This is a genomic window from Bradyrhizobium sp. USDA3516 (genome assembly GCF_057651995.1).
The window spans coordinates 894,944-919,766 of the sequence record NZ_JBYGYN010000001.1; the positions used below are offsets into that span (position 1 = coordinate 894,944).

Consider the following 24,823-nt stretch of genomic DNA (forward strand, 5'->3'; position numbering starts at 1 on the left):
CGTGGACTACCAGCTCCAATCGATCTCGTGGCTCCAGGGCGGATCGGCACCCGGACGGGTGCACGTCAGGCCGGCACAATTGGCGGCGAAGGACAGCGCACGGCGGAGTTCGTTCGCGCCGATGTCCTTCAATCTCGGCCGGGCGATGCAACCCTGCTTGTACAGGGCAAACAGCAGCGCCGCCTGAAAGCTGTCGCCGGCGCCAATGGTGTCGGCCACCTCGACCTTTGGTGCTTGCACTTCGATCTGCCCTGCCTGCGCATGCCAGGCGACGGCGCCGTTGTTGCCCCGGGTGATGACGACGAGGCTCGTGCCCTGCCCCAGCAATGTGATCGCGCGCTGCTCATAGTGCTCCTCGCCGAAGAGATAGGCGAAATCGACGTCCGACATCTTGATGAGATCGGCGCTTCCGGCGAACTCGGCCATACGGCCGAGATAGGTCGACTTGTCCTTGACGAGGTTCGGCCGGCAGTTCGGATCGAAGGAGATCGTGGACGAGGCCCGCGCGTCTGCGATCAGCGCCCTGGTCTCGGCCGCACCCTGGTCGTTGACCAGCGTGGTCGAGCCGACATGGACGGCCTCGATCGTATCGAATGGAATGGACCCGCGCCGGTACGTCCAGCTCCGCGTCGCGGTCTCGGCATCGTAGAAGGCGTAGTGCGACTCGCCCTCGACAATGCGGACAAAGGCGAGCGTGGTCTGGTGGTCGCTGCGGGTAGCGAGATCGAGCGCGACGTTCGATGCGGTAGCATGGCCCGCGATCATGCGCCCGAACAGGTCGGTCGAGATGCCGCCGACGTATCCAGTTGGCGCGCCGAGCCGCCCGATGCCGATCGCGACGTTCAGGCAGGAGCCGCCGACCGCGGGCATCACCGCTTCGCGCCCTTCGACGCTTCGCGTCGGCACGAAATCGATCAGCGCATCGCCGCAGGCAATCAGCATGTCCTTTAACCTCTCGCGACGGTGCGCATCGCGGCACGGCTGTCCCGATCGAGCTCGCGCAGCAGCTTGTAGACCTCGCGCTTGCGGGCGTGAAATGCGGCCATATCAGGCGCGGTCGGCTCGCTCTTGCGTCCTAGCGCCGACATCTTGGCCATGGTCTCGCCGATCGAGGCATAGGCGCCACCGGCGACGGCGCCGAGCATGGCAGCGCCCAATAGCACCGGCTCCTTCGTCTGCGGCAACGCGACCGTGAGGCCTGTGATATCCGCCATGATCTGGCGGACCAGCGGACTTCGGCTGGCGCCGCCGCCCATGACCATGATGTTCGAGCGCACGCCATGCGCGGTAAAAGCCTCCATGACCTCTGCAAGCCCATAGGCAAGACCGCAGAGACCGGCGACGAACAGCCGTTCCATGGAGGCGATGTCGGTGTCGAGATCGAGGCCCGCGATCACGGCGCGCGTGTCGGGGTCGGCATAGGGCGAGCGGTTGCCGATGAATTCCGGCAGCACGTGGACGTCGCGCGCCAGCAGCGCGGCACGGCTGGCATCGCCGGCGCGCGCGATGATGCGGCGCTCGAGGAAATCGATGAGGTCGAGGCCTTCGCCGCGCGCCGCCGCGCTCGCCTCGCCATGGCCGGGATGCGACTTGAGGAGATGATCGATCGCAGCGCCCGCAGCGGACTGCCCGCCTTCATTGAGCCAGAACTCCGGCACCATGCCGGAATAATAGGGACCCCAAACGCCCGGCACGAAACACGGCTCCTTCGTCGTCGCCATGATGCAGGCCGAGGTTCCCATGATGTAGGCGAGACGATCGCTGACATCGCTCGAGCCGCCCGCCCCGTCACGGCCGCCGATCGCACCGATGCCGCCGGCATGGGCGTCGATCAGGGAGGCGCCGACCGGGGTGCCGGGAGGAAGGCCGAGCTCGACTGCTGCTGCCGGCGTGAGACCTTCGCCGAGGCGCGTACCGGGCGCAACGATCTCGGTGCCGATGCGCGCGTATTTTTCGGTGACGAAATCGGACAGGCCGATGCGCTTGAAGAACGGCGCGCTCCAGCCGCCGCCGTCATGGGCGAGATAGTTCCACTTGCAGGTGACGGTGCAGGTCGAGCGCTGCAGCGCGCCGGTCGCCCGCCAGGTCAGATAGTCGGCCAGGTCGAAGAAGTGACCGGCGGCATCGAAACTCGCGCGCAGATGCCGCTTCAGCCACAGCAGCTTCGGCATCTCCATCTCCGGCGAGATCGAGCCGCCGACATAGCGCAGCACGGCATCCTCGGTCTCGTTGATCAGCCGCGCTTCGGCCGTGGCGCGATGGTCCATCCAGACGATGACGTTGCGCTGCGCCTCGCCGGAGGCGCTGACGGTAAGCGGCTCGCCTTGCGGATCGAGCACCACGAGGGAACAGGTGGCGTCGAAACCGATGCCGCCGATGCTGCCCGGCACAATCGCCGCTTCCGCCATCGCCGCGCGCACCGATTTGGCGCAGGCCTGCCAGATGTCCTCTGACGACTGCTCGACGATGTCGCCGGCCTCGTGCCAGATCCTGATCGGATGCCGGGCCGTCGCGAGCAGCGTGCCGGCCTCGTCAAACACCCCTGCCCGCGTGCTCGTGGTCCCCACGTCGACGCCGATATACGCTCGCGGCATGGTCTCTCCCGGTCGCCTTCCGCCCGTTTTGACGGTGAGCCTACCAGCAAGTGTAGCCGCCATCCACCAGCACGATGCTGCCGGTCATCAGGCTCGCGGCCTCGGACGAGAGGAACAGCACGACGGAAGCGATCTCCTCAACCTGCCCCATGCGCGCCATCGGAGTTCCACCGATCCAGGCGTCATACATTTTCGGATTGCTCTTCACGAAGGCGTTGAGCGGCGTCTCGATATAGGTCGGCGCCACCGCGTTGACGCGGATGCCGCGCGCGCCCCATTCGGCGGCCAGGGATTTGGTCAGATGGTGCACGGCGGCCTTGGAGGCGTTGTAGAAGCACTGCTCCTGCGGCTTGTTGACGATGAAGCCGCTCATCGAACCGACATTGACGATAGCGCCGCTTCCAGCCGTCAACATGTGCTTCCCGAACTCGCGGCAGCACCAGAAGGTGCCGTTGAGATTGACGTCGATGACGTTGAGCCAGTGCTCGTCGGTGACGGTCTCGGCCGGCGTCTCGCTGCGCGCGATGCCGGCATTGTTGACGAGGATGTCGACCTTGCCATGGCGGGCGACGAGATCATTGGCCACCTCCGCCACGCGTGTCGTGTTGGTGACGTCCATGATTGCAGTCTCGATGTCGTAGCCCTTCGCCCTCAGGCTGGCTTTGGCGCCGTCGGCGACCTTGCCGTCGCGGTCGCCGACGATGACCTTCGCACCGGCCTCGGCCAGCGCCTCGGCGCAGGCGAGGCCAATGCCCTGGCCGCCGCCGGTGATGAAAGCGGTCTTGCCGCTCAGCCTGAATTTTTCCAGATACATGATCGTCTTTCCGTTTTCTTGCCGTTTCTTGTCAGCCCCGAAGAGCGTTGCCGCTCTCGTCGAAGCGGTGAATGCGCGCGGGGTCCGGCATCAGCGACACACGGTCGCCGGCATGCAGGCTCAATTCGCCGATGTAGCGCGCCGTCAGCATGCCGAGCGCGCCGGCATCGACGTAGAGGAAGGTGTCGCTGCCGAGATGCTCGGCCACCGCAATCGTGCCCTGCCAGCCGCCACCGCCGTCGCGCTCGATCTTCAGATGCTCCGGCCGGACGCCGATCGTCGCTGCCCCCTTCTGCAAAGCGGGCTCGCCGGTGACGAAATTCATCTTGGGCGAGCCGATGAAGCCGGCGACGAAGAGATTGGCGGGTCGCTCGTAAAGCTCCAGCGGCGAGCCATATTGCTCGATCTTGCCGCCGTTGAGCACGACGATCTTGTCGGCCATGGTCATGGCTTCGACCTGGTCGTGGGTGACGTAGATCGCGGTGGTGCCGAGCTGCTTCTGAAGTCGGGTCACTTCGATGCGCATCTGCACGCGCAGCGCGGCGTCGAGGTTGGAGAGCGGCTCATCGAACAGGAATGCCTTGGGCTCGCGGACGATGGCGCGGCCGATCGCGACGCGCTGGCGCTGGCCGCCGGAGAGCTCGCGCGGCTTCCGGTCGAGGTAGGGCGTGAGATTCAGCGTCGCGGCGGCCGCCTCGACCTTGCGGTTGATTTCGTCCTTCGGCAAGCCCGCCATCTTGAGGCCGAAGCCGATATTGCCCCGCACGCTCATATGCGGATAGAGCGCGTAGGACTGGAACACCATCGACAGCCCGCGCTTGGCGGGCGGCGTATCGACGACGTTCTTGCCGTCGATCAGGATCTTGCCGCCGCTGACGTCCTCGAGCCCCGCGATCAGCCGCAGCAGCGTGGTCTTGCCGCAGCCGGAGGGACCGACGAACACCACGAAGGAGCCATCGGCGATCTCGAGGTCGGCTCCCTTGATGATGTGTACGGGGCCGAAGGATTTCTGCACGCCCTGAAGTGTGATCTGACCCATGATCCGGCAACCCCCTATTTCACCGCGCCAAAGGTGAGCCCGCGCACGAGCTGCTTCTGGCTGAACCAACCGAGCACGAGAATGGGCGCGATCGCCAGCGTGGACGCCGCCGACAGTTTTGCCCAGAACAGCCCTTCGGGGCTCGAATAGGAGGCGATGAACGTGGTGAGCGGCGCAGCGCTCGAGGTCGACAGGTTCAGCGTCCAGAACGCCTCGTTCCAAGCCAGTATCAGATTGAGCAGCAGCGTGGACGCCAGCCCCGGGATCGCCATCGGCGTCAGCACGTAGACCAGCTCGCGGCCGATCGTGGCACCATCCATGCGCGCCGCTTCGAGGATGTCGCGCGGGATCTCCTTGAAATAAGTGAAGAGCATCCAGATGACGATCGGCAAATTCCCGAGGCACAGGATGAAGACGAGGCCGATGCGGGAATCGAGCAGCCCGAGGCTCTTGTAGATCAGGTAGATCGGCACCAACACGCCGACCGGTGGCATCATCTTGGTCGAGAGCATCCAGAGCAGGATGTCCTTGGTGCGCTTGGTCGGCGAGAACGCCATCGACCAGGCCGCTGGAATGGCGATCAACAGCGCAATGAGCGTCGAGCCGCCGGCGATGATGATCGAGTTCATTGCGTGGTGCAGGTAGTCGCTGCGCTCCTGCACGGTCGCGTAATTTTCGGTGGTCCAGTGGAAGAACAGGAAGGATGGCGGGATCGCGAAGGCCTCCAGCTCGGTCTTGAAGCTCGCCAGCACCATCCACAGGATCGGGAAGAAGATCAGGAATCCGAACAGCCAGGCCGCCGCCGTCGATATCATCACCCGCCGCGTCGTCGCCATCCGTGCCATGTCAGGCCTCCAGGTTGCGGCCGACGATGCGGACCAGGAAGAAGGCGACGATGTTGGCGATGACCACCGCGACGAGCCCGCCCGCCGAGGCGCTGCCAACGTCGAACTGGATCAGCGCCTGCGAATAGATCAGGAAGGCGATGTTGGTGGTTTGCAGGCCCGGCCCGCCGCCGGTGGTGACGAAGATCTCGGCGAACACCGTGAGCAGGAAGATGGTCTCGATCAGGATCACCACCGTGATGGGACGCGCGAGGTGCGGCAGCGTGATGTAGATGAAGGTCGAGACGGCGCTCGCACCGTCCATCTCGGCGGCTTCCTTCTGCTCTTCGTCGAGCGATTGCAGCGCGGTGAGCAGGATCAGGGTCGCGAACGGCAGCCATTGCCAGGTCACGATCAAGATCACCGCAAACAGCGGCACGTCGTTGAACCAATCGATCGGCGTCAGGCCGAACAGCGAGGCGAGCCAGGCGAACAATCCCGACACCGGATGCATCAACAGGTTCTTCCAGACGAGCGCACTCACCGTCGGCATCACGAAGAACGGAGCGATCACCATCAACCGCACGAAATTGCGGCCGATCACGGGTTGGTCCATCAGCAGCGCCAGGGGAATGCCGAGCAGGATGGTCAGCGCCAGCACCGAGCCGACCAGCACCAGCGTGTTCTGGAGCTAGGCGAGGAAGGCAGGATCGGTGAGGAAGTAGCGGAAGTTTTCCAGGCCGACGAATGATTCCGAACCGGGATCGAGCAGGCTGTAATGCAGCGTCGAGAAGTAGATCGTCAGCGCCAGCGGGACGATCATCCAGATGAACAGCAGCCCGACGGCCGGGGTCAGGAGCGACCGCGCAAGAAGCTGCGTCTGCCGGGTTGCCATTCTTGGCGCTCCGCTCGGAGGAAGAAGGGCGGCCATCCAGCAAGGATGGATGGCCGCAAGTTTGAGCTCAGGGAGAGCCCGGGTTCACTTGATGTAGCCGGCGCGCTTCATCTCGCGCTCGGTAGCGGACTGCGCAGCCGTGAGCGCCGCATCGACCGTCATCGATCCCGCAAGCGCCGCCGAGAATTGCTGGCCCACCTGCGTGCCGATGCCCTGGAATTCGGGGATGGCGGCGTATTGCACGCCGACATAGGGAACGGGCTTCACCGTCGGCTTGTTGGGATCGGCGGCGTCGATCGAGGCCAGCGTCAGTTTGGCGAACGGCGCGACCTTCAGGTACTCATCGTTCTGGTAGAGCGAGGTGCGCGTGCCCGGCGGCACGTTGGCCCAGCCCTCCTTCGAAGCCACCAGCTTGGTGTAGTCCTTGCTGGTTGCCCAGGCGATGAACTTCTCGGCGGCCTCCGTCTTCTTGGAGCCGGCAGGAATCGCGAGATTCCAGGCCCACAGCCAGTTGGCGTTCTTGCCGAGCCCGGTGTTGGGCGCGAGCGCGAAGCCGACCTTGTCGGCGACCTTGGACTCCTTGGGGTTGGTGACGAAGGACGCCGCGACCGTGGCGTCGATCCACATCGCGCATTTGCCGGCGTTGAACAGCGCCAGATTCTCGTTGAAGCCGTTGGAGCTGGCGCCGGGAGGGCCGGCTTCCTTCATCAGGTTGACGTAGGTGGTGAGCGTCGCCTTCCATTCCGGCGTGTTGAACTGCGGCTGCCACCTCTCGTCGAACCAGCGCGCGCCGTAGGAATTGGCCATCGCCGACAGGAACGCCATGTTCTCGCCCCAGCCTGCCTTGCCGCGCAGGCAGATGCCGTAGGTGCCGGCGCTCTTGTCGGTCAGCTTCTTGGCCGCGTCGATCACGAAATCCCAGCTCGGCTTTTCCGGCATCTTCAAGCCGGCCTTCTCGAACAGATCGGTGCGGTACATCACCATCGAGCTCTCGCCGTAGAACGGCGCGGCGTAGAGCTTGCCGTCGGCGGAGACCGCGTCCTTGATCTTGGGCAGGAGGTCGGCGACGTCGTAATCGGCGCCGAGATTGGCGAGCGGCACCAGCCAGCCCTTTTTGGCCCAGATCGGCACCTCGTAGGTGCCGATGGTGAGGACGTCGAACTGGCCGCCCTTGGTGGCGATATCGGTGGTGACGCGCTGGCGCAGCACGTTCTCCTCCAGCGTCACCCATTTGACCGAAATATCAGGATTCTTCTTGGTGAACTCACTCGTCAGCCCCTGCATGCGGATCATGTCGCCATTGTTGACGGTGGCGATCGTCAGGGTCGTTTCGGCCATCGCCGGGACGGCAAGCAGCAGGCAAGACGCGCCGCAGACGGCGCGAAGGACGTGTTTCACGGTGACCTCCCCTCAATTCGCGTTTTGGGCATATGCCCACGCGTTGGGCGTATGTTCAACAGGGGGAAGGCAGTTGTCAAGCACGCGCGCGGGTGTTTGCGCAACTTATGAGTGCTGCGGTGCGGGAGGGGACCAGGCGGAAGCGACGGCAATTGTTGGGAACGAACGCCGCGGCCTGCTCCACCTCTCCCCGGCTGCGAGAGAGGTCGCATCGCATCGATCGATGCGATGCGGGTGAGGGGCATTCTCCTCTGGGGGAGTCCCACTGCGGAGGCACCCTCTCCCCAGCCCTCTCTCCCGCAAGCGGGAGAGGGAGCGCAGTGTCCACTGCCGCGCGAGCTCGCCCCTACCGCTCCAGAATCGCTCTTGCCGTCGCTTCGTCGGTGATCAGCCCGTTGATCAGGCCACCATTCAGTGCCGCCGCGATGGCCGGAACCTTGGCGGCGCCCACCGCCGCACCGATCGTCGTGGCCTTCGCCGGCACTTCCGGCGGAATGCTGGTGAGGCGCTTGTTGGTGCCGGCCTTGAGCAGGCGGCCCTTGGCGTCATAGGCCCAGCCCGTGATCTCGCCGATGGCGCCGAGCCGCATCATCTCGAACAATTCGTCGCGGGTGACGAAGCCGTCGACGTGCACCTGCGCCTTCTGGTCCATCTGGCCGACGCCGACGAGGCGCAAATCCGCTTTGGCCGCGACCGCCTTGACCTTGGCGATCGGCTCGATGCGCACCATCCTGTTGCGCTCGTCCTCCGACGACATCAGGAACGGCAGCGGCATCGGATAGTGCCGCGCGCCGGTGCGGTCGGCGAGCCGGCCGACGGTGTCGTAGAAGCTCGCCGAACCGTCGGCGGAGATGTTGCCGACCAGCGAGACGATCTGGTGATTGGGCCGCTCGATCGGCGTGACGCGCTCGACAGCGGCACGCACCGCCCGGCCCGTGCCCAGCGCGACGATCACGGGCGTCTCCGAACGCAGCGTGGAATCGAGCAGATTGGCGCAGCGCTCGGCAATTCCAGCCACCGCCTGCGGCGCCGCAGGATCGGCCGGCACCACCTCGCAATGAACGAGGTCGAAGCGCTCCTTGAGGCGCGCCGCCAGCTCCATGCAGGCCGCGATGGGATGTTCGAGCCGGAAGGTGATGAGCCGCTCGGCGAGGCACAGCGAGACCAGCCGCTGCGCCGAGGCGCGCGACACCTGCAGCATCTTGGCGATCTCGTCCTGGGTGTGGCCGGCTATGAAATAGAGCCAGCCGGCGCGCGCGGCATCGTCGAGCCTCGACTTGTCGTTCTCGGCGGCCATGCGGGCTCACGCCTCCCAGAGATCGTTCATATGCGCGAAGACCCGATCGGCCCCGGCGGCGGATAATATAGCCCGGCCGTCGCGGCTGCGATAATGGCCGCCGCCGACAAATCCCCAGACGGTCATGCCGGCCGCCTTGCCCGCCTTGACGCCGCTGACGCTGTCCTCGATCACCAGCGTGCGCGATGGCGGCGTACGCATGCTCTCGGCAGCATGAAGAAAGAGATCGGGCGCCGGCTTGCCGTGCCTGACCATCTGCGCGGTGTAGATCCGGTCGCCGAAATGTGCCCGAAGACCGGTGACATCGAGCGAGAGCGAGACGCGGTCGAGGTCGCTGGATGAAGCCACGCAGAACGGCACGGTCAGCCCGGAGATCGCCGCCTCCACCCCGGGGATCGGCGCGAGCGAGGCGGCAAAATTCTCCAGCACACGCGACTTCAGTCGGGGCAGGAAGGCGTCCGTCAGCGAGTGGCCGAGATCACGATAATGCTGCTCGACGGCCTTGGTGCTGCGTCCGAGAAACAGCTCGAGCGCCTGCTCCTCGCTGAGCGCGAGGCCGAATTCAGCCAGCACCTCGGACAGGCAGCGGCAGCTCAAGAGCTCGCTGTCGACGAGCACGCCATCGCAGTCGAAGATGATCAGATCGGGATATCGCCGGCCCTGGTCCATCCGGACATTCGATCATATACCCAAATCGTGAGCAATAGCTCAGATCGCGAGCGTCCACTCACCGCCGCTGATTGTACACGTCGATGCACACCGCACCCAGCAGCACCAGGCCCTTGATGACCTGCTGATAGTCGATGCCGATGCCGAGGATGGACATGCCGTTGTTCATCACGCCCATGATCATGGCGCCGACCACGGCACCGCCGACCCGTCCGACGCCGCCATAGGCCGAGGCGCCGCCGATGAAGCAGGCGGCGATGACGTCGAGCTCGAAGCCGAGGCCGGCCTTCGGGGTCGCCGTGTTGAGCCGCGCGGCGAAGACGAGGCCGGCGAGCGCGGCGAGCACGCCCATGTTGACGAAGGTGAGGAAGGTCAGCCGCTCGGTCTTGATGCCCGACAGGCTCGCCGCCTTGGCGTTGCCGCCGACGGCGTAGATCTGCCGGCCGATCACGGTGCGGCGGGTGACGAAGCCGTAGAGCGCGATCAGCGCGGTCATGATCACCAGCACGTTGGGCAGGCCGCGATGCGAAGCGATCAGATAGGTGAAATAGAGCACGGCGCAGGCGAGCAAGATGCTCTTGCCGAGGAAGAACGCATAGGGCTCGACCTCGATGCCGTGCGACTGCTCGCGCGACCTTCCCTTGGCACTGGCATAGACGAGCCCGAGCGCCAGTACCGCGCCGATGAGCATCGAGGTCGGATGCAGCGTACCGGCCTCGGGCAGCAGCTCCGGGATGAAGCCTGAGGACAGCTTCTGGAAGGTCGCCGGGAACGGCCCGAGCGACTGGCCCTGCAACACCGCGAGCGCCAGGCCCTTGAACACCAGCATCCCGGCCAGCGTCACGATGAAGGATGGAATCTTGAAATAGGCCACCCAATAGCCCTGCGCCGCACCGATCGCGGCGCCGAGCGCGAGGCAAGCAAGGAAGGCGAGCGTGTAATCGACCTTGTAGGTCACCATCAGCAAGGCCGCCACGGCGCCGATGAAGCCTGCGACCGAGCCGACCGAAAGGTCGATATGGCCGGTGACGATGACGAGCAGCATGCCCAGCGCCATGATGACGATGTAGCTGTTTTGCAGCACCAGGTTCGTGAGGTTGAGCGGCTGCAGCAACGTTCCGCCGGTCACGACCTGGAAGAACAGCATGATCGCAACCAGCGACATCAACATGCCGTAATTGCGCAAATTGTTTTTGATGAAGCTGCCGTGCCGGCGCTCCTCGGGCAGCGAAACCGTCTTGTCGGTCATGGCTGCGATCCTCCCATCTCCGCGGCCGCGGGCGCGGCGTTTCCAATGCTTCGTTCGTTGCGCATGATGGCGCGCATGATCTTTTCCTGTGTCGCCTCCGAGCCCTTGAACTCGCCGACGAAAGCGCCGTCGTTCATGACGCAGATGCGGTCGCAGATGCCGAGCAATTCGGGCATCTCCGAGGAGATCACCACGACGCCGCGGCCGGCTTCCGCAAGCTCGTTGATGATACAGTAAATCTCATATTTGGCACCGACGTCGATACCCCTGGTCGGCTCGTCCAGGATCAGGACCTTGGGGTCGGTCATCAGCCATTTCGAGAGCACGACCTTCTGCTGGTTGCCGCCGGAGAGCTGGCCGGTCTCCTGGTAGACGTCGGAGCAGCGGATGCGCATGCGGTTGCGGTAGTCGCTGGCGACCTTGAGCTCGGCGATATCGTCGATCACCCTGCCGGGTGCGACCTGGTCGAGGCTCGCCAGCGTAATGTTCTTGCGGACGTCGTCGGCGAGGATCAGGCCGAGCTGCTTGCGGTCCTCGGTGACGTAGGCAAGGCCGGCGTCGATCGCGGCGGCGACGCTCGGCAGCGCGATCTCACGGCCCTCGAGCCGGATCGTGCCGCTGATATTGGTGCCCCAGGACCGGCCGAACAGGCTCATGGCGAACTCGGTGCGCCCTGCCCCCATCAGCCCGGCAATGCCCACGACCTCGCCGCGCCTGACGCCGAAACTGACGTTCTTGATCACCTGCCGCTCGGGATGGATGGGGTGATAGACCGACCAGTTCTCGACGTCGAGCACGGGTTCCCCGACCTTCACGTTGCGCTCCGGGAAACGGTGCGCCATATCGCGATTGACCATGCTGCGGATGATGCGGTCTTCCTGGATCGGCTCGGCATGGCAATCGATGCTGTCCACCGTGCGGCCGTCGCGCAGCACGGTGATGTGGTCGGCGACCTTGGCGACCTCGTTCAGCTTGTGCGAGATCAGGATCGAGCCGATGCCCTGCTCGCGGAACGCCATCAGGCGTTCGAGCAGCGCGGCGCTGTCGGCCTCGTTGAGGCTCGCGGTCGGCTCGTCCAGGATCAGCATCCGCACCCGCTTGGACAGCGCCTTCGCGATCTCGACCAGCTGTTGCTTGCCGACGCCGAGATCGGTGATCAGCGTATCCGGTGATTCCTTCAGGCCGACCTGCGCCAGCAGCTCGCGCGTGCGCCGGTAGACCTCGTCGCGGTCGATCACCCCCAACTTCGACGGCGGATGCGACAGGAAGATGTTCTCCGCAATCGACATCAGCGGGATCAACGCCAGCTCCTGATGGATGATGATGATGCCCAGCGCCTCGGAATCGTTGATGTCGCGAAAGCGGCGCTCCTCGCCCTCGAAGATGATGGTGCCCTCGTAGCTGCCGTGCGGATAGACCCCGCTCAGCACCTTCATCAGCGTCGACTTGCCGGCGCCGTTCTCGCCGACGAGCGCATGGATCTGCCCGGCGCGAACCGAGAAGTTGACGTCGCGCAAGGCCTGCACGCCGGCAAAGCTCTTGCTGACGTTGCGCATCTCCAGCATGGCGGTCATGGCTTTGGTGTCCCTTGCGTTACTTCGCCTCTCCCCGCGTGCGGGGAGAGGTTGAATGATATCGCTGCATCCACATCGTCATTGCGAGCGCCGCGAAGCAATCCAGACTATTTCCGCGGTGGCAGACTGGATTGCTTCGCGGCGCTCGCAAGGACGGAGTGCATACCAACCACTGCCCGTATGGAAAGAGGCCCTCACCCTAACCCTCTCCCCGCACGCGGGGAGAGGAGAAAAAGAGAGAGTCTTACTGGAACTGCGACTTCTTGTAGTAGCCGCTGTCGACCAGGGTCTTCTCCCAATTGTCCTTGTAGACCACAACCGGCTTCAGCAGATAGGACGGCACGGTCTTGACACCGTTCTCGTAGGTCTTGGTGTCGTTGACGGTGACCTCCTTGCCGGCGAGCGCGGCGTCGACCATGTCAGCGGTCACCTTGGCGAGGTCGCGGGTGTCCTTGAAGATGGTCGAGTACTGGTCGCCGCGCAGCATGGCCTTGATCGAAGGCACCTCGGCATCCTGGCCCGAGATGATGGGCATCGGCTGGCCGGCACTGCCGTAGCCGACGCCCTTCAGCGAGGAGATGATGCCGATCGAGAGGCCATCATAGGGCGAGAGCACGGCGTTGACTTTCTTGTTGCCGTAATAGGCGCTGAGCAGGTTGTCCATGCGGGCCTGCGCAGTGGCGCCGTCCCAGCGCAGGGTCGCGACCTTGTCCATGCCCATCTGGCCGGAAACGACCACGAGCTTGCCGCTGTCGATATACGGCTTCAGCACGCTCATGGCACCGTTGTAGAAGAAGTAGGCATTGTTGTCGTCGGGCGAGCCGCCGAACAGCTCGATGTTGAAGGGGCCCTTGCCGTCCTTCAGGCCGAGACCTTGCACGATCGACTCCGCCTGGAGCACGCCGACCTGGAAATTGTCGAAGGTCGCGTAATAGTCGACGTTGGGCGTGCCGCGGATCAGGCGGTCATAGGCGATCACGGTGATGCCTTTGGCTTTCGCCTGCTTGAGCACGTCGGACAAGGTGGTGCCGTCGATCGCGGCGATCACCAGCGCCTTGGCACCCTTGGTCACCATGTTCTCGACCTGGGAGAGCTGGTTCGGGATGTCGTCCTCGGCATATTGCAGGTCGGTGTTGTAGCCGCGCTCCTTCAGCACCTTGACCATGTTGTTGCCGTCGTCGATCCAGCGCGCCGAGGATTTCGTCGGCATGGCGATGCCGACCGTCGCCTTCTGGGCAAAGGCAGCGACGCCTGTGGCCATCGTGGCGGCACTGGCCAGCGCCAGCGCGAGAAATGTCGTCTTCAGTTTCAGCATGTTTCACTCCCTTTGGGTGTCAGACTTTCTTCGTAGTGTCGAGAACGACGGATCGTGTACGGCTTGGCCTCCTATGCGAGCTTGACGTCGGGTTCCGCGCGTCCGCGTGCGGTTGCTTCGAGCAGAAAGGTGCAGCCGGCTTGCGGATCGGCAGCGCGCGCCGCCGCGTCCATGTCCTGCCAGGCCGAGGTGACGAGCAGGCGCGACAAGTCGGGTCCGACGAAGGCGGGGCAGCTCGCCTGCTTCGCCGGCACGCCGAGCGAACGCAGGCGCTCGCCTTGCGGCGAGTAGATGTCGATCCGGCTCGCGCCCCAGCACGCATTCCAGATCTGGCCGTCGGCGTCGCACACCGAACCGTCGAGACCGCCGACGCCGCTGTGGCGCAGCAGCACCTCCGGCTCGCCGCGCGGCAGGCCGGTCGCGGGATTGAGCGGCACGGCATAGAGCACCGCGCGCGGCGTATCGGTGAAATAGCCGGTCGCGCCGTCCGGCGAGAAGCAGATCGAATTGGGAATGCTGATGCCGGGAAACAGCGTCGAGATCTTGCCGCGATGAAGCGCGTAGATCGCGCCCGCCTTCGGCTCGGCTTTCTTGCCCATGGTGCCGATCCAGAACGTACCGGATTGATGCACGCGGCAATCGTTGGAGCGCGTCATCGGATTGTCCGCTTCGAGTGGACAGAACAGCGTCATTGCACCATCAGCGAGCTTGCGGATGTAGAGGCCGTCTTCGGCGACGATCAGCTGCCGCTCGGCGTCGATACGCCCCAGCGCGCTCGCCATCCGGCCGAGCGCGTGGCTGCGGACAGAACCGCTGCCGAGTTGCGCCTCGAACAGCTTGCCTTCGCGAATGTCGAACCACCAGGCCGTGTCGGTGGTCACGTCATAGGTCGGACCTTCGCCGAGATGGCAAGGATGGTCTGAAAGGACAGTCGTCGGCACCTGCTCCATCATGTCGACCTCACCGAAAAGCGATAGACCGTGTGATGGCGATAGACGCCGCCGGGATCGAGGCGCGGGCTCGGAAAGTCCGGCCGGTTCGGCGCGTCGGGCCAGATATGCGGCTCCAGGCACATGGCATCCGATTGCCGGATCAGCTTGCCGCCCTTGCCCGACATCGTCCCGTCGAGATAATTGCCGGAATAGACCTGAAGTCCGGGCTGATCGGTGAGCAGCTCCATGATGCGCCCGGAGCGCGGCGCCTCCAGCCGCGCCGCGAGCGCAAGCTTGCCGTCGCGTCCGAGGCAATAGGTGTGGTCGTAGCCCCTGCCGTTTTGCAATTGCGGGTCGCCTTCACGGATGCGCTCGCCCACCGGCCAAGGTTTGCGGAAATCGAACGGCGTGCCGGCCACGCTGCGCGGCAACTCCGGCAGCGGAATGGCGGTGGGATCAATGGCGAGGAACTGATCGGCGGCGACCATCAGGCGATGATCGAGAATGGACATCCCTGACGTCGCACCCTCGAGGTTGAAGAAGCTGTGGTTGGTCAAATTGACGATGGTCGGCCGGTCGGTTCGCGCTTCCATCAGCAGCGACAGCTCGGTCGGGCCGGTGACGCGATAGGTCACGCGGACATCCAGCCTGCCTGGATAATTCTCCTCGCCATGCGGGCTGACATAGGTAAGCGTCACCGCGGGCTCGGCGCCATCGTCTATATCCGCGATCTCCCAGAGCTTGCGATCAAAACCCTCGAACCCGCCGTGCAGCGCATTCGGACCGTTGTTGACGGCGAGCTGCACCGTCTCGCCTTGAAGCGAAAACTGTCCCTTGGCGATTCGGTTGGCATAGCGGCCGACGGTGGCGCCGAGAAACTTGCGTTCAGCGAGATAGCCGGCGAAGGCATCATGGCCGAGCACGACGTCGTCGTATCCACCGTTGGCATCCGGCGCGATCAGCGCTTGCAGCACCGCGCCGTGGTTGATGATGCGCGCCTCGAAGCCGCCCTTCCCGCGCAGCACGACGCGCTCGACCTTGCGGCCGTCGGGCAGCGTCCCGAACACGTCTTTCGTGATTGTTGATGCGGTCATGCTCAATCCACAAACGGTTCGACGATCGCGCGCTTGCCGAGCAGGAAGGCGTCGGCGACGAGACGCAGCGGCGCCAGATCGACGTCACTTGCGCCGGTCGCTGCGAGCGCGACGAAGCGTCGGTAGAGTCCGCGATATTCCTCATCGGGCCCTTCGGCAAGCACCTTGCCGTCGACGGCCATGCGCGCGCCACCGCTGGACAGTGTCAGCCGGCCCTGATCGGTTTCGACGAGGATATCCCAGCTCTGCGGCCCGGTCTGGCGGAAGTCGAACTCGGCGGTCACGGGCAGGCCGCTGATATCCGTCAGGTTCAGGTTCGCCGCGATCGGCGCCTGGCAGTTGGCCGGAAAGGCCAGCTCGGCCGCCGTGACGAATACGGGCTTCGGCAGAATCCTGGTCAGGATCGAGAGCGCATTGATGCCAGGATCGAACACGCCGAGGCCGCCCGGCTCCCAGATCCAGCCCTGCCCGGGGTGCCAGACACGGACGTCTTCCTTCCAGCTGATGTGCACGGATTTGATGTGCCGATCAGTGAGCCATTGCCGGGCCGGCTCGACCGCCGGCGCATGGCGCGAATGCCAGGTCGCAAACAATGTCCGCTTCGCGCCCGCCGCCATTGCGATCAAGGGATCAAGCTCGGCAACGCCGGTGCCCGGCGGCTTCTCCAACATGACATGCTTGCCGGCGGCGAGGGCTGCTGCGGCCTGGGCCCGCCGCACCTGCGGCGGCGTGCAGAGCGAGACCGCGTCGACCGGGGGCCCCTTCTGAAGCAATTCCTCGATGGTCGCAAAATGCGGCAGCCCCGGCAGCGAGGCGTTGCGGCTCGCCACGGCGGCGAGCGTTGCACCCGGTGTGGCGGCGATCGCCCCCACATGCTGGTCCCGCGCGATCTTGCCGAAGCCGACGATGGCGATGCGAAGGTCTGTCACGCTCGTTCTCCAGTATCGGCCGACGGCAGCGGCTCGGCCGCGGCGATCTCGATCGCCGTGCTGTCGTGGCGGCGCATGCCGTTGTGAATGACATAGACCATGGCCTCGGATGCGGCATCGGCATCGCCCGCGACGATGGCATCGACGATCTTCTGATGCCAGAGCAGCACGGTGTCGCGGTCCCCTGACTCGACCGGAGCGCTGAGCAGGAACGAGGCGCGCAGCGCTGCTTCGATGACATGCCCGATCGAGCGCATGAACAGATTGCCCGAGGCACGCGCCACGGCCACATGAAGCGCGAGATCGGCATCGGCAAATCCGACCGAGTCGGACGCTTCATGCCGCATGCGATCCATGCAGCGCCGCAGCTCGCTAATGTCCTGCTCGGACCGCTGCGTTGCCGCGAGCACCGCCGCGCGCGGCTCGACGGCCAGACGGATCTCGGCGAGGTCGTTGAGAAAGCGCTTGTCGATGCCGGCGTCGAGGTGCCAGGCTAGCACGTCCGCGTCGAACATGTTCCAGGCGCCGCGCTCGCGCACGACGGTGCCGACCCGCGCCTTGGTGGTGAGCAGGCCCTTGGCGACCAGCGTCTTGACGCTCTCGCGCAGCACCGGCCGCGACACGCCGAACATCGCGATCATCTCAGCATCACCCGGCAGGCGCGAGCCCTCCGCATAGCGCCCGGCGATGATGTCGACGCCGATCGAGCGCGCCACCTCCGCATGGTTGGAATGGGCCCGCCGCGTCGGGATGACGACGATCCGCGATGTCACGACGCCGCTCCCCCATGGCTCGCCGCCGGCCGGCGCGCGAGCGCGACCAGGCTCTGCTGCAGAGCGATGAAGGCGAACAGACGCACGCCCGAGGTGCGGGGGATCAGCAAGAGCTGCGGCGCGGTGCGCGCGTTGCAGGAGGTCGACTTCACGCTGAGACGGACGTCTCGGCCGCGCGCCAGCCGGTTTCCGATCCGATCTGCGAGAAGCCGATCGTGAGCTGACCGGGGCTGGCCGGCGCCGCGAGCAACAAGGCGGCCATGGCGCTGGCCGCACAGAGAGATTTAGGGGTCATTAGGCGCGTCTCCCAAGATCTTTATCCGGGGCGCTGATTGGTAGCATGGCACCCACAGGCCGGCCTTCGCGCCGGCGGCGGCACTATTTCACGGAAGCCGGGTTCCGACTAGTCATATTATTTGACTATTTGGAGGAAACCCAGACGGGCGGCGGCGGGTGATTTTAAGACACGCTTAGAGCGATTTTGTTCCAGAGATGCAACGACGAGATGAAATAATTATCGGACGGCTGAGATGAGGGAGTTTCCGCGAGGACGGGGACAGAGGGACTCGCAGCCTCACCTGCTGTCATAGCGAGCGTAGCGAAGCACAGAACCCTCCGCGTAAAGACGCCGGATTGCTTCGCTACGCTCGCAATGACGATGTGGATGGAGCTCTGCGTTCCTCAAGCAGATTGACTGGTGGAGAGTCCCCCTCACCCTGATTGCATCCCGATGCGATCAGGCCTCTCCCCGCGCGGGGGAGAGGCGAAGGAGGCCCGAGCTAGATCAGCTTCCGCTGCGCCAGGTTCTTCATCAGCGCGCCGATGCCGAACGTCCAGGGCTCGCACTCGTCGCTGGTGCGCATGCGGTTGACGAGCTTGCCGAGCTGAGGCGCTGCGATGGTGACGATGTCGTCGCGCTTGTGGGTGAATCCCTGCCCCGGCGCATCGCGATCCTTCACGGGAGCGAACATGGTGCCGAGGAACAGCACGAAGCCGTCGGGATATTGATGCACCTTGCCGATGGTCTGCGCGACCAGATCGGTGGGATCGCGGCTGATCTTGCTGATGGAGGAATGGCCGTCGAGAACGAAGCCGTCCGCACCCGTGACGTTCAGGCTGATGTCGAGCCTGCGCGCGTCGTCGAGCGTGAAGCTGTCATCGAAGAGGCGCAGCAGCGGGCCGATCGAGCAGGACGCGTTGTTGTCCTTGGCCTTCGACAACAGCAGCGCCGAGCGGCCCTCGAAGTCGCGCAGGTTCACGTCGTTGCCGAGCGCGCCGCCGACGATCTTGCCGCGGCTCGACACGAACAGCACGAGCTCGGGCTCCGGGTTGTTCCAGGTCGATTTCGGATGCAGGCCGGCGTCCATGCCGGTGCCGACCGACGACAAGGTGGGCGCCTTGGTGAAGATCTCGGCATCCGGACCGATGCCGACCTCGAGATATTGGCTCCAGGCGTTCTGATCGATCAGCACCTGCTTCAGGTGCATCGCCTGATCCGAGCCCGGCTTGAGCTTTGACAGATCGTCACCGATCAGACGCGTCACTTCTTTCCGGATCGCTTCGGCCGAGGCAGGATTGCCCTTGGCGCGCTCTTCGATGACGCGTTCCAGCATCGAGATCGCGAAGGTGACGCCGGCGGCTTTCAGCGTCTGGAGATCGACGGGCGCGAGCAGCCAGGGTTTTTGGGGATCGCGCCCGTCCGGCGGGGTGTTGGCCACGATCGCCTCGAGGTCACCGATGCGCTCGCCCTTTGTTGCGGCAAGCGCCTTGGCGGGATCGTCCGCCTCGCAGAGCGCGCTGATGGTCGGAAACGTCGCGGTGACGTCGAACACGCCGTCACCGCGCACGGCGACGACGGCCGGACCGTTGACCTGCGGCAGCCAGACGCGGCCGACCAGTGTCCCCTTCGTGCCATCCTCGGGGAGAAGGTCCTTCACAGTCAATGTCGTCATGGCCGGCGTCCTCGCTGTTTCTAAGGACCGGCTGCATTCGCAGCGGCCGTTCCCGTTAGCGAAGACCAATAAACGTCTGGCGCTGGAAGTCCAGAGCGGCGGCGCGCCGTGCAATTATGCCCCTGCCCGCGCCTTTCGCGCCGCAATCTGGTGCAGTGCCCAGCGCGCATTTTTGCGGACATCAGGATCAGGATCGTCGGCGATCACGGCCAGGAATGCCTCGCCGTCGGGATGGCCGATCTCGCCTAGCGCGGCGGCGGCCTCTTTGCGCAAATTCGCCTGGTCGTGATTGACGCAATTGCCGATCGGCCGCACCGCACGTTCGATCTTCATCTTGCCGAGGCTGCGGATCGCCTTCAGCCGCACCTGCCAGTACTCATCCGCGAGGCAAGCGACGAGCTGATCAGCCGCGATTGCACCATTCACGTTGAGACCCAGCGTCTCCGCTGCCATCTCGCGGACCATCCAGTCGGCGTCCTTCAGCGCGCGGGTGATGGTCTCCGCCGCCGGCTTCATCTGCGAAAAGGCCAATGCGCTAACGGCGGCGCGGCGCACATGGGCATCGGGATCGTTGATCAGCGCGGTCAGCGCCGGAATGGATTCCTCCAGCTTGAGGAAGCCGATCACGCCGATCGCCTGTACACGCACGGCGGCGTCAGCGTCCTGGAGCGCTTCCAGCGCGGGCTTGAGTGTATCCCTGCGGCGCAGTTCCTTCAGCGCGCGCAGAGCGCCCATGCGGACGAAAGCGTGGGTGTGCCTGACCAGCGGCAGGATCGCGTCGGCGCACGCGGGATCCTTGAATTCAGCCATGCTGTCGGCCGCGGCCGCCGCGACGATTCTCTCGGGATCGACCAACAGCTTCACCAGCGCGCTTGCTGCCTCCGGCCCGTCGAACTCGCCGAGCGCCATCGCGACCTGCTGGCGCACGCCGGCATCGGGATCGGCGACCATTTTGGCGAGATGTGCGACCGCGGCGGGATCGCCGGAATGGCCGAGTGCGATGATGGCGACGCGGCGTTCGGCGGGATCGGCCGCTTGCAGCCGCTCGTCGGCGTCTTCGAGATCGTCGTAGGATTCGAACGGGCTCGACATGATCACCTCAAAAGATAGGGAATGTTGACGGTGACGGCGCCGGTCGGACAATCCGCTTCGCAGGGCATGCAATACCAGCACTCGTCATAGGCCATGTAGGCCTTGTTGGTCATGTCGCTGATGCGCAGCACGTCGAGCGGGCAGACATCGACGCACACCGTGCAGCCCTTGTCCGCGATGCATTTGGCGTCGTCGACCACCACCGGAACCGATGTCTGATAGGACGCGAGAGGCATGTGACGTCTCCTGTTGGCTATGTTCTGGTGGATCACGCCGAGGCGCGAATGCGCTGCTTGTCGTAGAGGTCCTTCTCGTCGTCCGCGATCGGCACGACATAGGGCTCGACTGCGCGCTTCTCGCTGGTCATCCTGCCGTCCTGCTTGGACAGCAGCGTGTGGCAGAACCAGTTCTCGTTGTCCTTCTCCGGGAAATCCGTCCGCCAGTGATACAGCCCCCAACGGCTCTCTTCGCGGTAGAGCGAAGCGTGTGCGGCCATATCGGCACAGTCCATGATCGACTGCACTTCGAGCGCGCGCAGCAATTCGTGCGCGTTGCGCGCGATCATGCGCTCCTGCATATCCTCACGCGCTTCGGCGAGCCGCCGCATGCCGAGCTCATATTTGCGCGTGACCTTCGGCGGCTGGAGATAGTCGTTGACGAGGCGCCGGGTCTTGTACTCGATCTGGTTCGGCGGAATCCCGTCCTCGCGCTTGGTCGGCGCCATCACGCGGTCGCGCTCCATGGCGACGTCGGCCGCGTCGAACTCCGCGAAATCATGGCTGTCGGCGAACTCCATCGCGTCGATGCCGGCGACCGAGCCGTTGGTGAAGGCGCCGAGCATGTAATTGTGCGGGACGCTTGCCATGTCGCCGGCGGCATAGAGGCCGGGTACGGTGGTGCGGGCATTGTCGTCGACGAACACGCCTGATGCGCTGTGGCCGGAGCAGAAGCCGATCTCGGAGATGTGCATCTCGATGGACTCGCTGCGGTAGTCGACGCCGCGCCCCTGCTGGAATAGGCCGCGCGTCGGACGCTCGACCTTGTGCAGCGTGGATTCGATCTCGGAAATCGTATCGGGGTGGAGATGCTTGAGCTGGAGGAACACCGGGCCCTTCCCGGAGAGGAGTTCGTTGTAGAACTCCAGCATCATCTGGCCGGACCAGTAGTCGCATTCAATGAAGCGCGAGCCTTCGTTGTTTGCCGTATATGCGCCGAACGGGCCGGCGACGTAGGCGCAGGCCGGACCGTTATAGTCCTTGATCAGCGGGTTGATCTGGAAGCATTCGAGGTTCGCGAGCGCAGCGCCGGCGTGATAGGCCATGGCGTAGCCGTCGCCGGAATTGGCGGCGTTCTCGTAGGTGCCGAACATGTAGCCGGACGTCGGCAGGCCCAGCCGACCGGCAGCGCCCATGCAGAGGATCACGGCCTTGGCCTTGATCACCAGCATCTCGGCAGTACGCGTATTGACGCTGATGGCCCCGGCAATGCGGCCGTCGGCAGATTTGACGAGGCGCGTCGCCATGTAGCGGTTGGAAATGAGGATGCGGGCGCGGCGCAGCTGACGATACAGCGCCTTCTTCACGGTCTCGCCGTTCGGCATTGGCAGCACATAGGTGCCGATGTGGTGCACCTTCTTGACGGCGTAGTCGCCGTTCTCGTTCTTCAGGAAGCGGATGCCAAAGCTGTCCAGCTCCTCGATGATCTTGTAGCAGTTCTGCGCGTACTTGTAGACCGCCTTCTGATCGACGATGCCGTCATTGGCGATGGTGATTTCCTTGGTGTACTGCTCCGGCGTCGCGTAACCGGGGATGACGGCGTTGTTGAGCCCGTCCATGCCCATCGAGATCGCGCCGGAGCGCTTGACGTTGGCCTTCTCGAGCAGGACGACATTGGCCTTCGGATTCTTCAGCTTCGCCTTCAGTGCCGCCATCGGACCGGCTGTGCCACCGCCGATCACCAGCACATCGCAGGAAACTTCCGAAAGTCCGTCGACGATCTGATCTAGTGCCATCGCTTGCTCCTGGTTCGCCGATAGCCGGCGTCTTTGCCTCAGATTTGTTCAGGGAGCTTCCCGGCGATAGCAATTAGTTGTCGCTGGGACGCGATTTGTAGCTCAGCGCTCGACGAAGGCTTTTTCGATGACGAAATGGCCGGGCTGGCTGTGGTTGCCCTCGACGAAGCCGCGCGCCGAGAACATCGCGTGGAGTTCCTCGAGCATCGCCGGGCTCCCGCACAGCATGATGCGGTCCGTTTCGATGTCGAGCCTCGCTTGTCCGATATCCTCGAAGAGCTCGTTCGAGGCGATCAGGTCGGTGATGCGGCCGCGATTGCGGAACGGCTCGCGGGTGACGGTCGGGTAGTAGACGAGCTTGTCGCGAATCAAGGGGCCGAAGAATTCGTGATTGCGCAGGCCCTCGACGAGGTGCTCTCCATAGGCGAGTTCCGAGACCTGGCGGCAGCCATGGGCGAGCACGATGGTCTCGTAATTCTCATAGACGTCGGGGTCCTTGATCAGGCTGGCGAAGGGCGCCAGGCCCGTTCCGGTTGAGAGCAGCAGCAGGCGCTTTCCCGGAATGAGGTTGCCGGTGATCAGCGTGCCCGTCGCCTTGCGCCCGACCAGGATGATGTCGCCTTCCCTGATCTTCTGAAGGCGAGAGGTGAGCGGACCGTCCTGCACCTTGATCGAGAAGAATTCGAGCGCCTCCTCGTGATTGGCGCTGGCCATGCTGTAGGCCCGCATCAACGGCTTGCCCTCGACCTCCAGACCAATCATTGCGAACTGGCCGTTCTGGAAGCGGAAGCCGGGATCGCGCGTCGCGGTGAAGCTGAACAGGGAATCGGTCCAGTGCCTGACCGACAGAACCGTTTCCTTCTGAAATGCACTCATCGTCTCTCCTTGGTCGTCATTGGCGCGCAAGGTTTCCGAGAGATGAGAGACCGGCAATTCGGAAGTGAAGTTCCCAGTCGATTAGTTTCACATTTCGCGTGGGTTGCTCGAAGAGCAGGCTCGCGATCCCGCCCGCGCCGGCAATTAGTTGCTATTCGTGCGTTCCGCCTCGACGTAGAATGAAGCCAGAGGTTCCTCATGACGATGACATTGGTGGCACCGACCGTGGCCGGCTACGAAGCCAGCGCCGATCTCGCTTCGCTCCTGGTCCGCACCGCGCAGGACGACGCGCTCAGCGTTTCCGCCGAAACACTCCGCCTCTCCTGCAAATGCGCCCATTGCACCCGCGCCCGCTTCGACGACCGCTTCCCCGAAGCGTTTCCGGGGATCGCCATCACCGAGATCAACGATCTCGGCTACGGGCTGAACATCTCGTTTTCGGATGGCCACGACCGGGGAATATATCCGAAGCCGTATCTGCTGAACTTGGCGGGGCAGTGACCCGGTATTCGGTGTCATTTCCCCGCGTGAGGCGTCTGCCCCCATCTGGCACGGACATTGCTCCTCTTTAGAACGATTTGAAACGTTCGGAGGCAGGCGATGTTGCAGGCGGCGAATGCGGTTCGCGGAACAGTACCCGCGGCTGTCCGGCCTGCCGGCAGCGCCTCCCTACTGCTCACCGAGAACCAGCAATGGATCGGCGGTCCACCACCGTTGATGGACAAGCTCTCACCGCGCGAGCGTGAGTTGGTGCTGAAGCAGGGCCGCCGCAAGGTGCTGAACCGCGGCCAGACGCTGTTCAGCCAGGGCGGCAAGCATGACGGCATCTGGCTGATCGAGAGCGGCCGCATCCGCGTGTTCTACACCTCGCCACTCGGACGCGAGATCACGCTGGCCTATTGGCATGTTGGCAATTTCGTCGGTGGTCCCGAAGTGTTCGAAGGTACCGTGCATCAATGGTCCGGCGTTGCCTCCAGTAATTGCAGCGTCGTGCACCTGCCCGGAAAGGACTTGCGGTCCCTTGCCGCAGAGATCCCGAACCTCGCGATTGGCTTGATCGAAGGCCTGACGTTCAAGGGCAAATGCTATTCGGCACTGGCCCAGATGCTGGGCACGCGCTCGATCACGCAGCGTCTCGCCCATCTGTTGCTGCATCTCGTCGAGCTCTACGGTGTCGAGGATGCCGACGGCACCGTGATCGCCGCGGCCTTCACCCACGCCGACATCGCCCACATGGTCGGCGCCACCAGGCAATGGGTCACGATCAGCCTGAAGCGGATGCAGGAGAAGGGAATCGTGCTGACCAAACGGTCGCAGATCGTGGTCTGCCGGACCGACATTCTCGAGGAGATGCGCGGCCAGGCGGCAGATTGAAGGGGGTCCGCGACCATGGCCGGTGCACAGGCAAGCGGCTTTATAGTGCAGGACTGCCCAAGGAGTATGCAATCAGCTTTTCCCGGCAACTAATCGACTGCGGCGGCCACTCCGGATTTGCC

The 24,823-nt window shown here is 64.4% G+C and carries 23 protein-coding genes and 2 pseudogenes; 2 read left to right on the forward strand and 23 right to left on the reverse strand.

Annotated features, from left to right (window positions below; all coding sequences use genetic code 11):
• Window positions 1-6: 6 nt before the first annotated feature.
• From AC24YW_RS04355 to AC24YW_RS04465, 23 genes and pseudogenes are all read right to left on the reverse strand, one after another.
• Window positions 7-942 carry a carbohydrate kinase family protein gene (locus AC24YW_RS04355; RefSeq protein WP_487481552.1) on the reverse strand — a complete coding sequence of 312 codons (936 nt, stop codon included), beginning with the start codon at window positions 940-942 and terminating at the stop codon, window positions 7-9.
• 5 nt (window positions 943-947) lie between these two features.
• On the reverse strand, window positions 948-2,594 hold the full coding sequence (locus tag AC24YW_RS04360; RefSeq protein WP_487481553.1) for an FGGY-family carbohydrate kinase: 1,647 nt from the start codon (window positions 2,592-2,594) through the stop codon (window positions 948-950).
• 40 nt (window positions 2,595-2,634) lie between these two features.
• Complete coding sequence (locus tag AC24YW_RS04365) at window positions 2,635-3,408, reverse strand: SDR family NAD(P)-dependent oxidoreductase (RefSeq protein ID WP_487481554.1); 774 nt, start codon at window positions 3,406-3,408, stop codon at window positions 2,635-2,637.
• A 31-nt stretch (window positions 3,409-3,439) separates the two neighbouring features.
• Window positions 3,440-4,447 carry an ABC transporter ATP-binding protein gene (locus tag AC24YW_RS04370; protein WP_036005503.1) on the reverse strand — a complete coding sequence of 336 codons (1,008 nt, stop codon included), beginning with the start codon at window positions 4,445-4,447 and terminating at the stop codon, window positions 3,440-3,442.
• 14 nt (window positions 4,448-4,461) lie between these two features.
• On the reverse strand, window positions 4,462-5,292 hold the full coding sequence (locus tag AC24YW_RS04375; RefSeq protein ID WP_404542220.1) for a carbohydrate ABC transporter permease: 831 nt from the start codon (window positions 5,290-5,292) through the stop codon (window positions 4,462-4,464).
• 1 nt (window position 5,293) lies between these two features.
• Window positions 5,294-6,166 (reverse strand): annotated as a pseudogene (locus AC24YW_RS04380) (carbohydrate ABC transporter permease).
• 84 nt (window positions 6,167-6,250) lie between these two features.
• Window positions 6,251-7,564, reverse strand: a complete 1,314-nt coding sequence (locus AC24YW_RS04385) for an ABC transporter substrate-binding protein (protein WP_487481555.1) — start codon at window positions 7,562-7,564, stop codon at window positions 6,251-6,253.
• A 346-nt stretch (window positions 7,565-7,910) separates the two neighbouring features.
• A complete protein-coding gene (locus tag AC24YW_RS04390; RefSeq protein ID WP_487481556.1) occupies window positions 7,911-8,861 on the reverse strand; it encodes a sugar-binding transcriptional regulator in 951 nt (316 codons plus the stop codon).
• Between the two features lie 6 nt (window positions 8,862-8,867).
• Window positions 8,868-9,530: an HAD family hydrolase gene (locus tag AC24YW_RS04395; RefSeq protein ID WP_487481557.1), complete on the reverse strand. Its 663-nt coding sequence runs from the start codon at window positions 9,528-9,530 to the stop codon at window positions 8,868-8,870.
• Between the two features lie 58 nt (window positions 9,531-9,588).
• Window positions 9,589-10,779 (reverse strand): multiple monosaccharide ABC transporter permease, encoded by a 1,191-nt coding sequence (mmsB, locus tag AC24YW_RS04400; RefSeq protein ID WP_487481558.1) that lies wholly within the window; start codon window positions 10,777-10,779, stop codon window positions 9,589-9,591.
• Window positions 10,776-12,353: a multiple monosaccharide ABC transporter ATP-binding protein gene (gene mmsA, locus AC24YW_RS04405; RefSeq protein WP_487481559.1), complete on the reverse strand. Its 1,578-nt coding sequence runs from the start codon at window positions 12,351-12,353 to the stop codon at window positions 10,776-10,778. Before mmsA ends, mmsB begins: the two co-directional genes overlap by 4 nt.
• Before the next feature lie 244 nt (window positions 12,354-12,597).
• Window positions 12,598-13,668, reverse strand: a complete 1,071-nt coding sequence (chvE, locus tag AC24YW_RS04410) for a multiple monosaccharide ABC transporter substrate-binding protein (protein WP_487481560.1) — start codon at window positions 13,666-13,668, stop codon at window positions 12,598-12,600.
• Between the two features lie 71 nt (window positions 13,669-13,739).
• Entirely contained in the window at window positions 13,740-14,618 is an 879-nt protein-coding gene (locus tag AC24YW_RS04415; RefSeq protein ID WP_487481851.1) for an SMP-30/gluconolactonase/LRE family protein, read from the reverse strand.
• Window positions 14,618-15,694 carry an aldose epimerase family protein gene (locus AC24YW_RS04420; RefSeq protein WP_487481561.1) on the reverse strand — a complete coding sequence of 359 codons (1,077 nt, stop codon included), beginning with the start codon at window positions 15,692-15,694 and terminating at the stop codon, window positions 14,618-14,620. Before AC24YW_RS04420 ends, AC24YW_RS04415 begins: the two co-directional genes overlap by 1 nt.
• Before the next feature lie 2 nt (window positions 15,695-15,696).
• Window positions 15,697-16,623, reverse strand: a complete 927-nt coding sequence (locus AC24YW_RS04425; protein WP_487481562.1) for a Gfo/Idh/MocA family protein — start codon at window positions 16,621-16,623, stop codon at window positions 15,697-15,699.
• Window positions 16,620-17,396: a FadR/GntR family transcriptional regulator gene (locus AC24YW_RS04430; protein WP_487481563.1), complete on the reverse strand. Its 777-nt coding sequence runs from the start codon at window positions 17,394-17,396 to the stop codon at window positions 16,620-16,622. The genes AC24YW_RS04425 and AC24YW_RS04430 overlap by 4 nt, the downstream gene beginning before the upstream one ends.
• Window positions 17,393-17,548, reverse strand: a complete 156-nt coding sequence (locus tag AC24YW_RS04435; protein WP_487481865.1) for a hypothetical protein — start codon at window positions 17,546-17,548, stop codon at window positions 17,393-17,395. Before AC24YW_RS04435 ends, AC24YW_RS04430 begins: the two co-directional genes overlap by 4 nt.
• A gap of 2 nt (window positions 17,549-17,550) precedes the next feature.
• Window positions 17,551-17,691: pseudogene (locus tag AC24YW_RS04440) on the reverse strand (sugar ABC transporter substrate-binding protein); the annotation flags it as partial.
• 484 nt (window positions 17,692-18,175) lie between these two features.
• A complete protein-coding gene (locus tag AC24YW_RS04445) occupies window positions 18,176-19,348 on the reverse strand; it encodes a fumarylacetoacetate hydrolase family protein (protein ID WP_487481564.1) in 1,173 nt (390 codons plus the stop codon).
• A gap of 114 nt (window positions 19,349-19,462) precedes the next feature.
• Window positions 19,463-20,440 carry a HEAT repeat domain-containing protein gene (locus tag AC24YW_RS04450; RefSeq protein WP_487481565.1) on the reverse strand — a complete coding sequence of 326 codons (978 nt, stop codon included), beginning with the start codon at window positions 20,438-20,440 and terminating at the stop codon, window positions 19,463-19,465.
• A gap of 2 nt (window positions 20,441-20,442) precedes the next feature.
• Complete coding sequence (locus AC24YW_RS04455) at window positions 20,443-20,676, reverse strand: 4Fe-4S dicluster domain-containing protein (RefSeq protein ID WP_007593252.1); 234 nt, start codon at window positions 20,674-20,676, stop codon at window positions 20,443-20,445.
• A 32-nt stretch (window positions 20,677-20,708) separates the two neighbouring features.
• Window positions 20,709-22,451 (reverse strand): fumarate reductase/succinate dehydrogenase flavoprotein subunit, encoded by a 1,743-nt coding sequence (locus AC24YW_RS04460; protein WP_487481566.1) that lies wholly within the window; start codon window positions 22,449-22,451, stop codon window positions 20,709-20,711.
• A gap of 102 nt (window positions 22,452-22,553) precedes the next feature.
• Window positions 22,554-23,327: a ferredoxin--NADP reductase gene (locus AC24YW_RS04465; protein WP_487481567.1), complete on the reverse strand. Its 774-nt coding sequence runs from the start codon at window positions 23,325-23,327 to the stop codon at window positions 22,554-22,556.
• A 204-nt stretch (window positions 23,328-23,531) separates the two neighbouring features.
• Between AC24YW_RS04465 and AC24YW_RS04470 the strand changes: the two genes are divergently transcribed.
• Complete coding sequence (locus AC24YW_RS04470) at window positions 23,532-23,828, forward strand: gamma-butyrobetaine hydroxylase-like domain-containing protein (protein ID WP_487481852.1); 297 nt, start codon at window positions 23,532-23,534, stop codon at window positions 23,826-23,828.
• Between the two features lie 99 nt (window positions 23,829-23,927).
• Window positions 23,928-24,701: a Crp/Fnr family transcriptional regulator gene (locus tag AC24YW_RS04475; protein ID WP_487481568.1), complete on the forward strand. Its 774-nt coding sequence runs from the start codon at window positions 23,928-23,930 to the stop codon at window positions 24,699-24,701.
• Window positions 24,702-24,823: the final 122 nt, after the last annotated feature.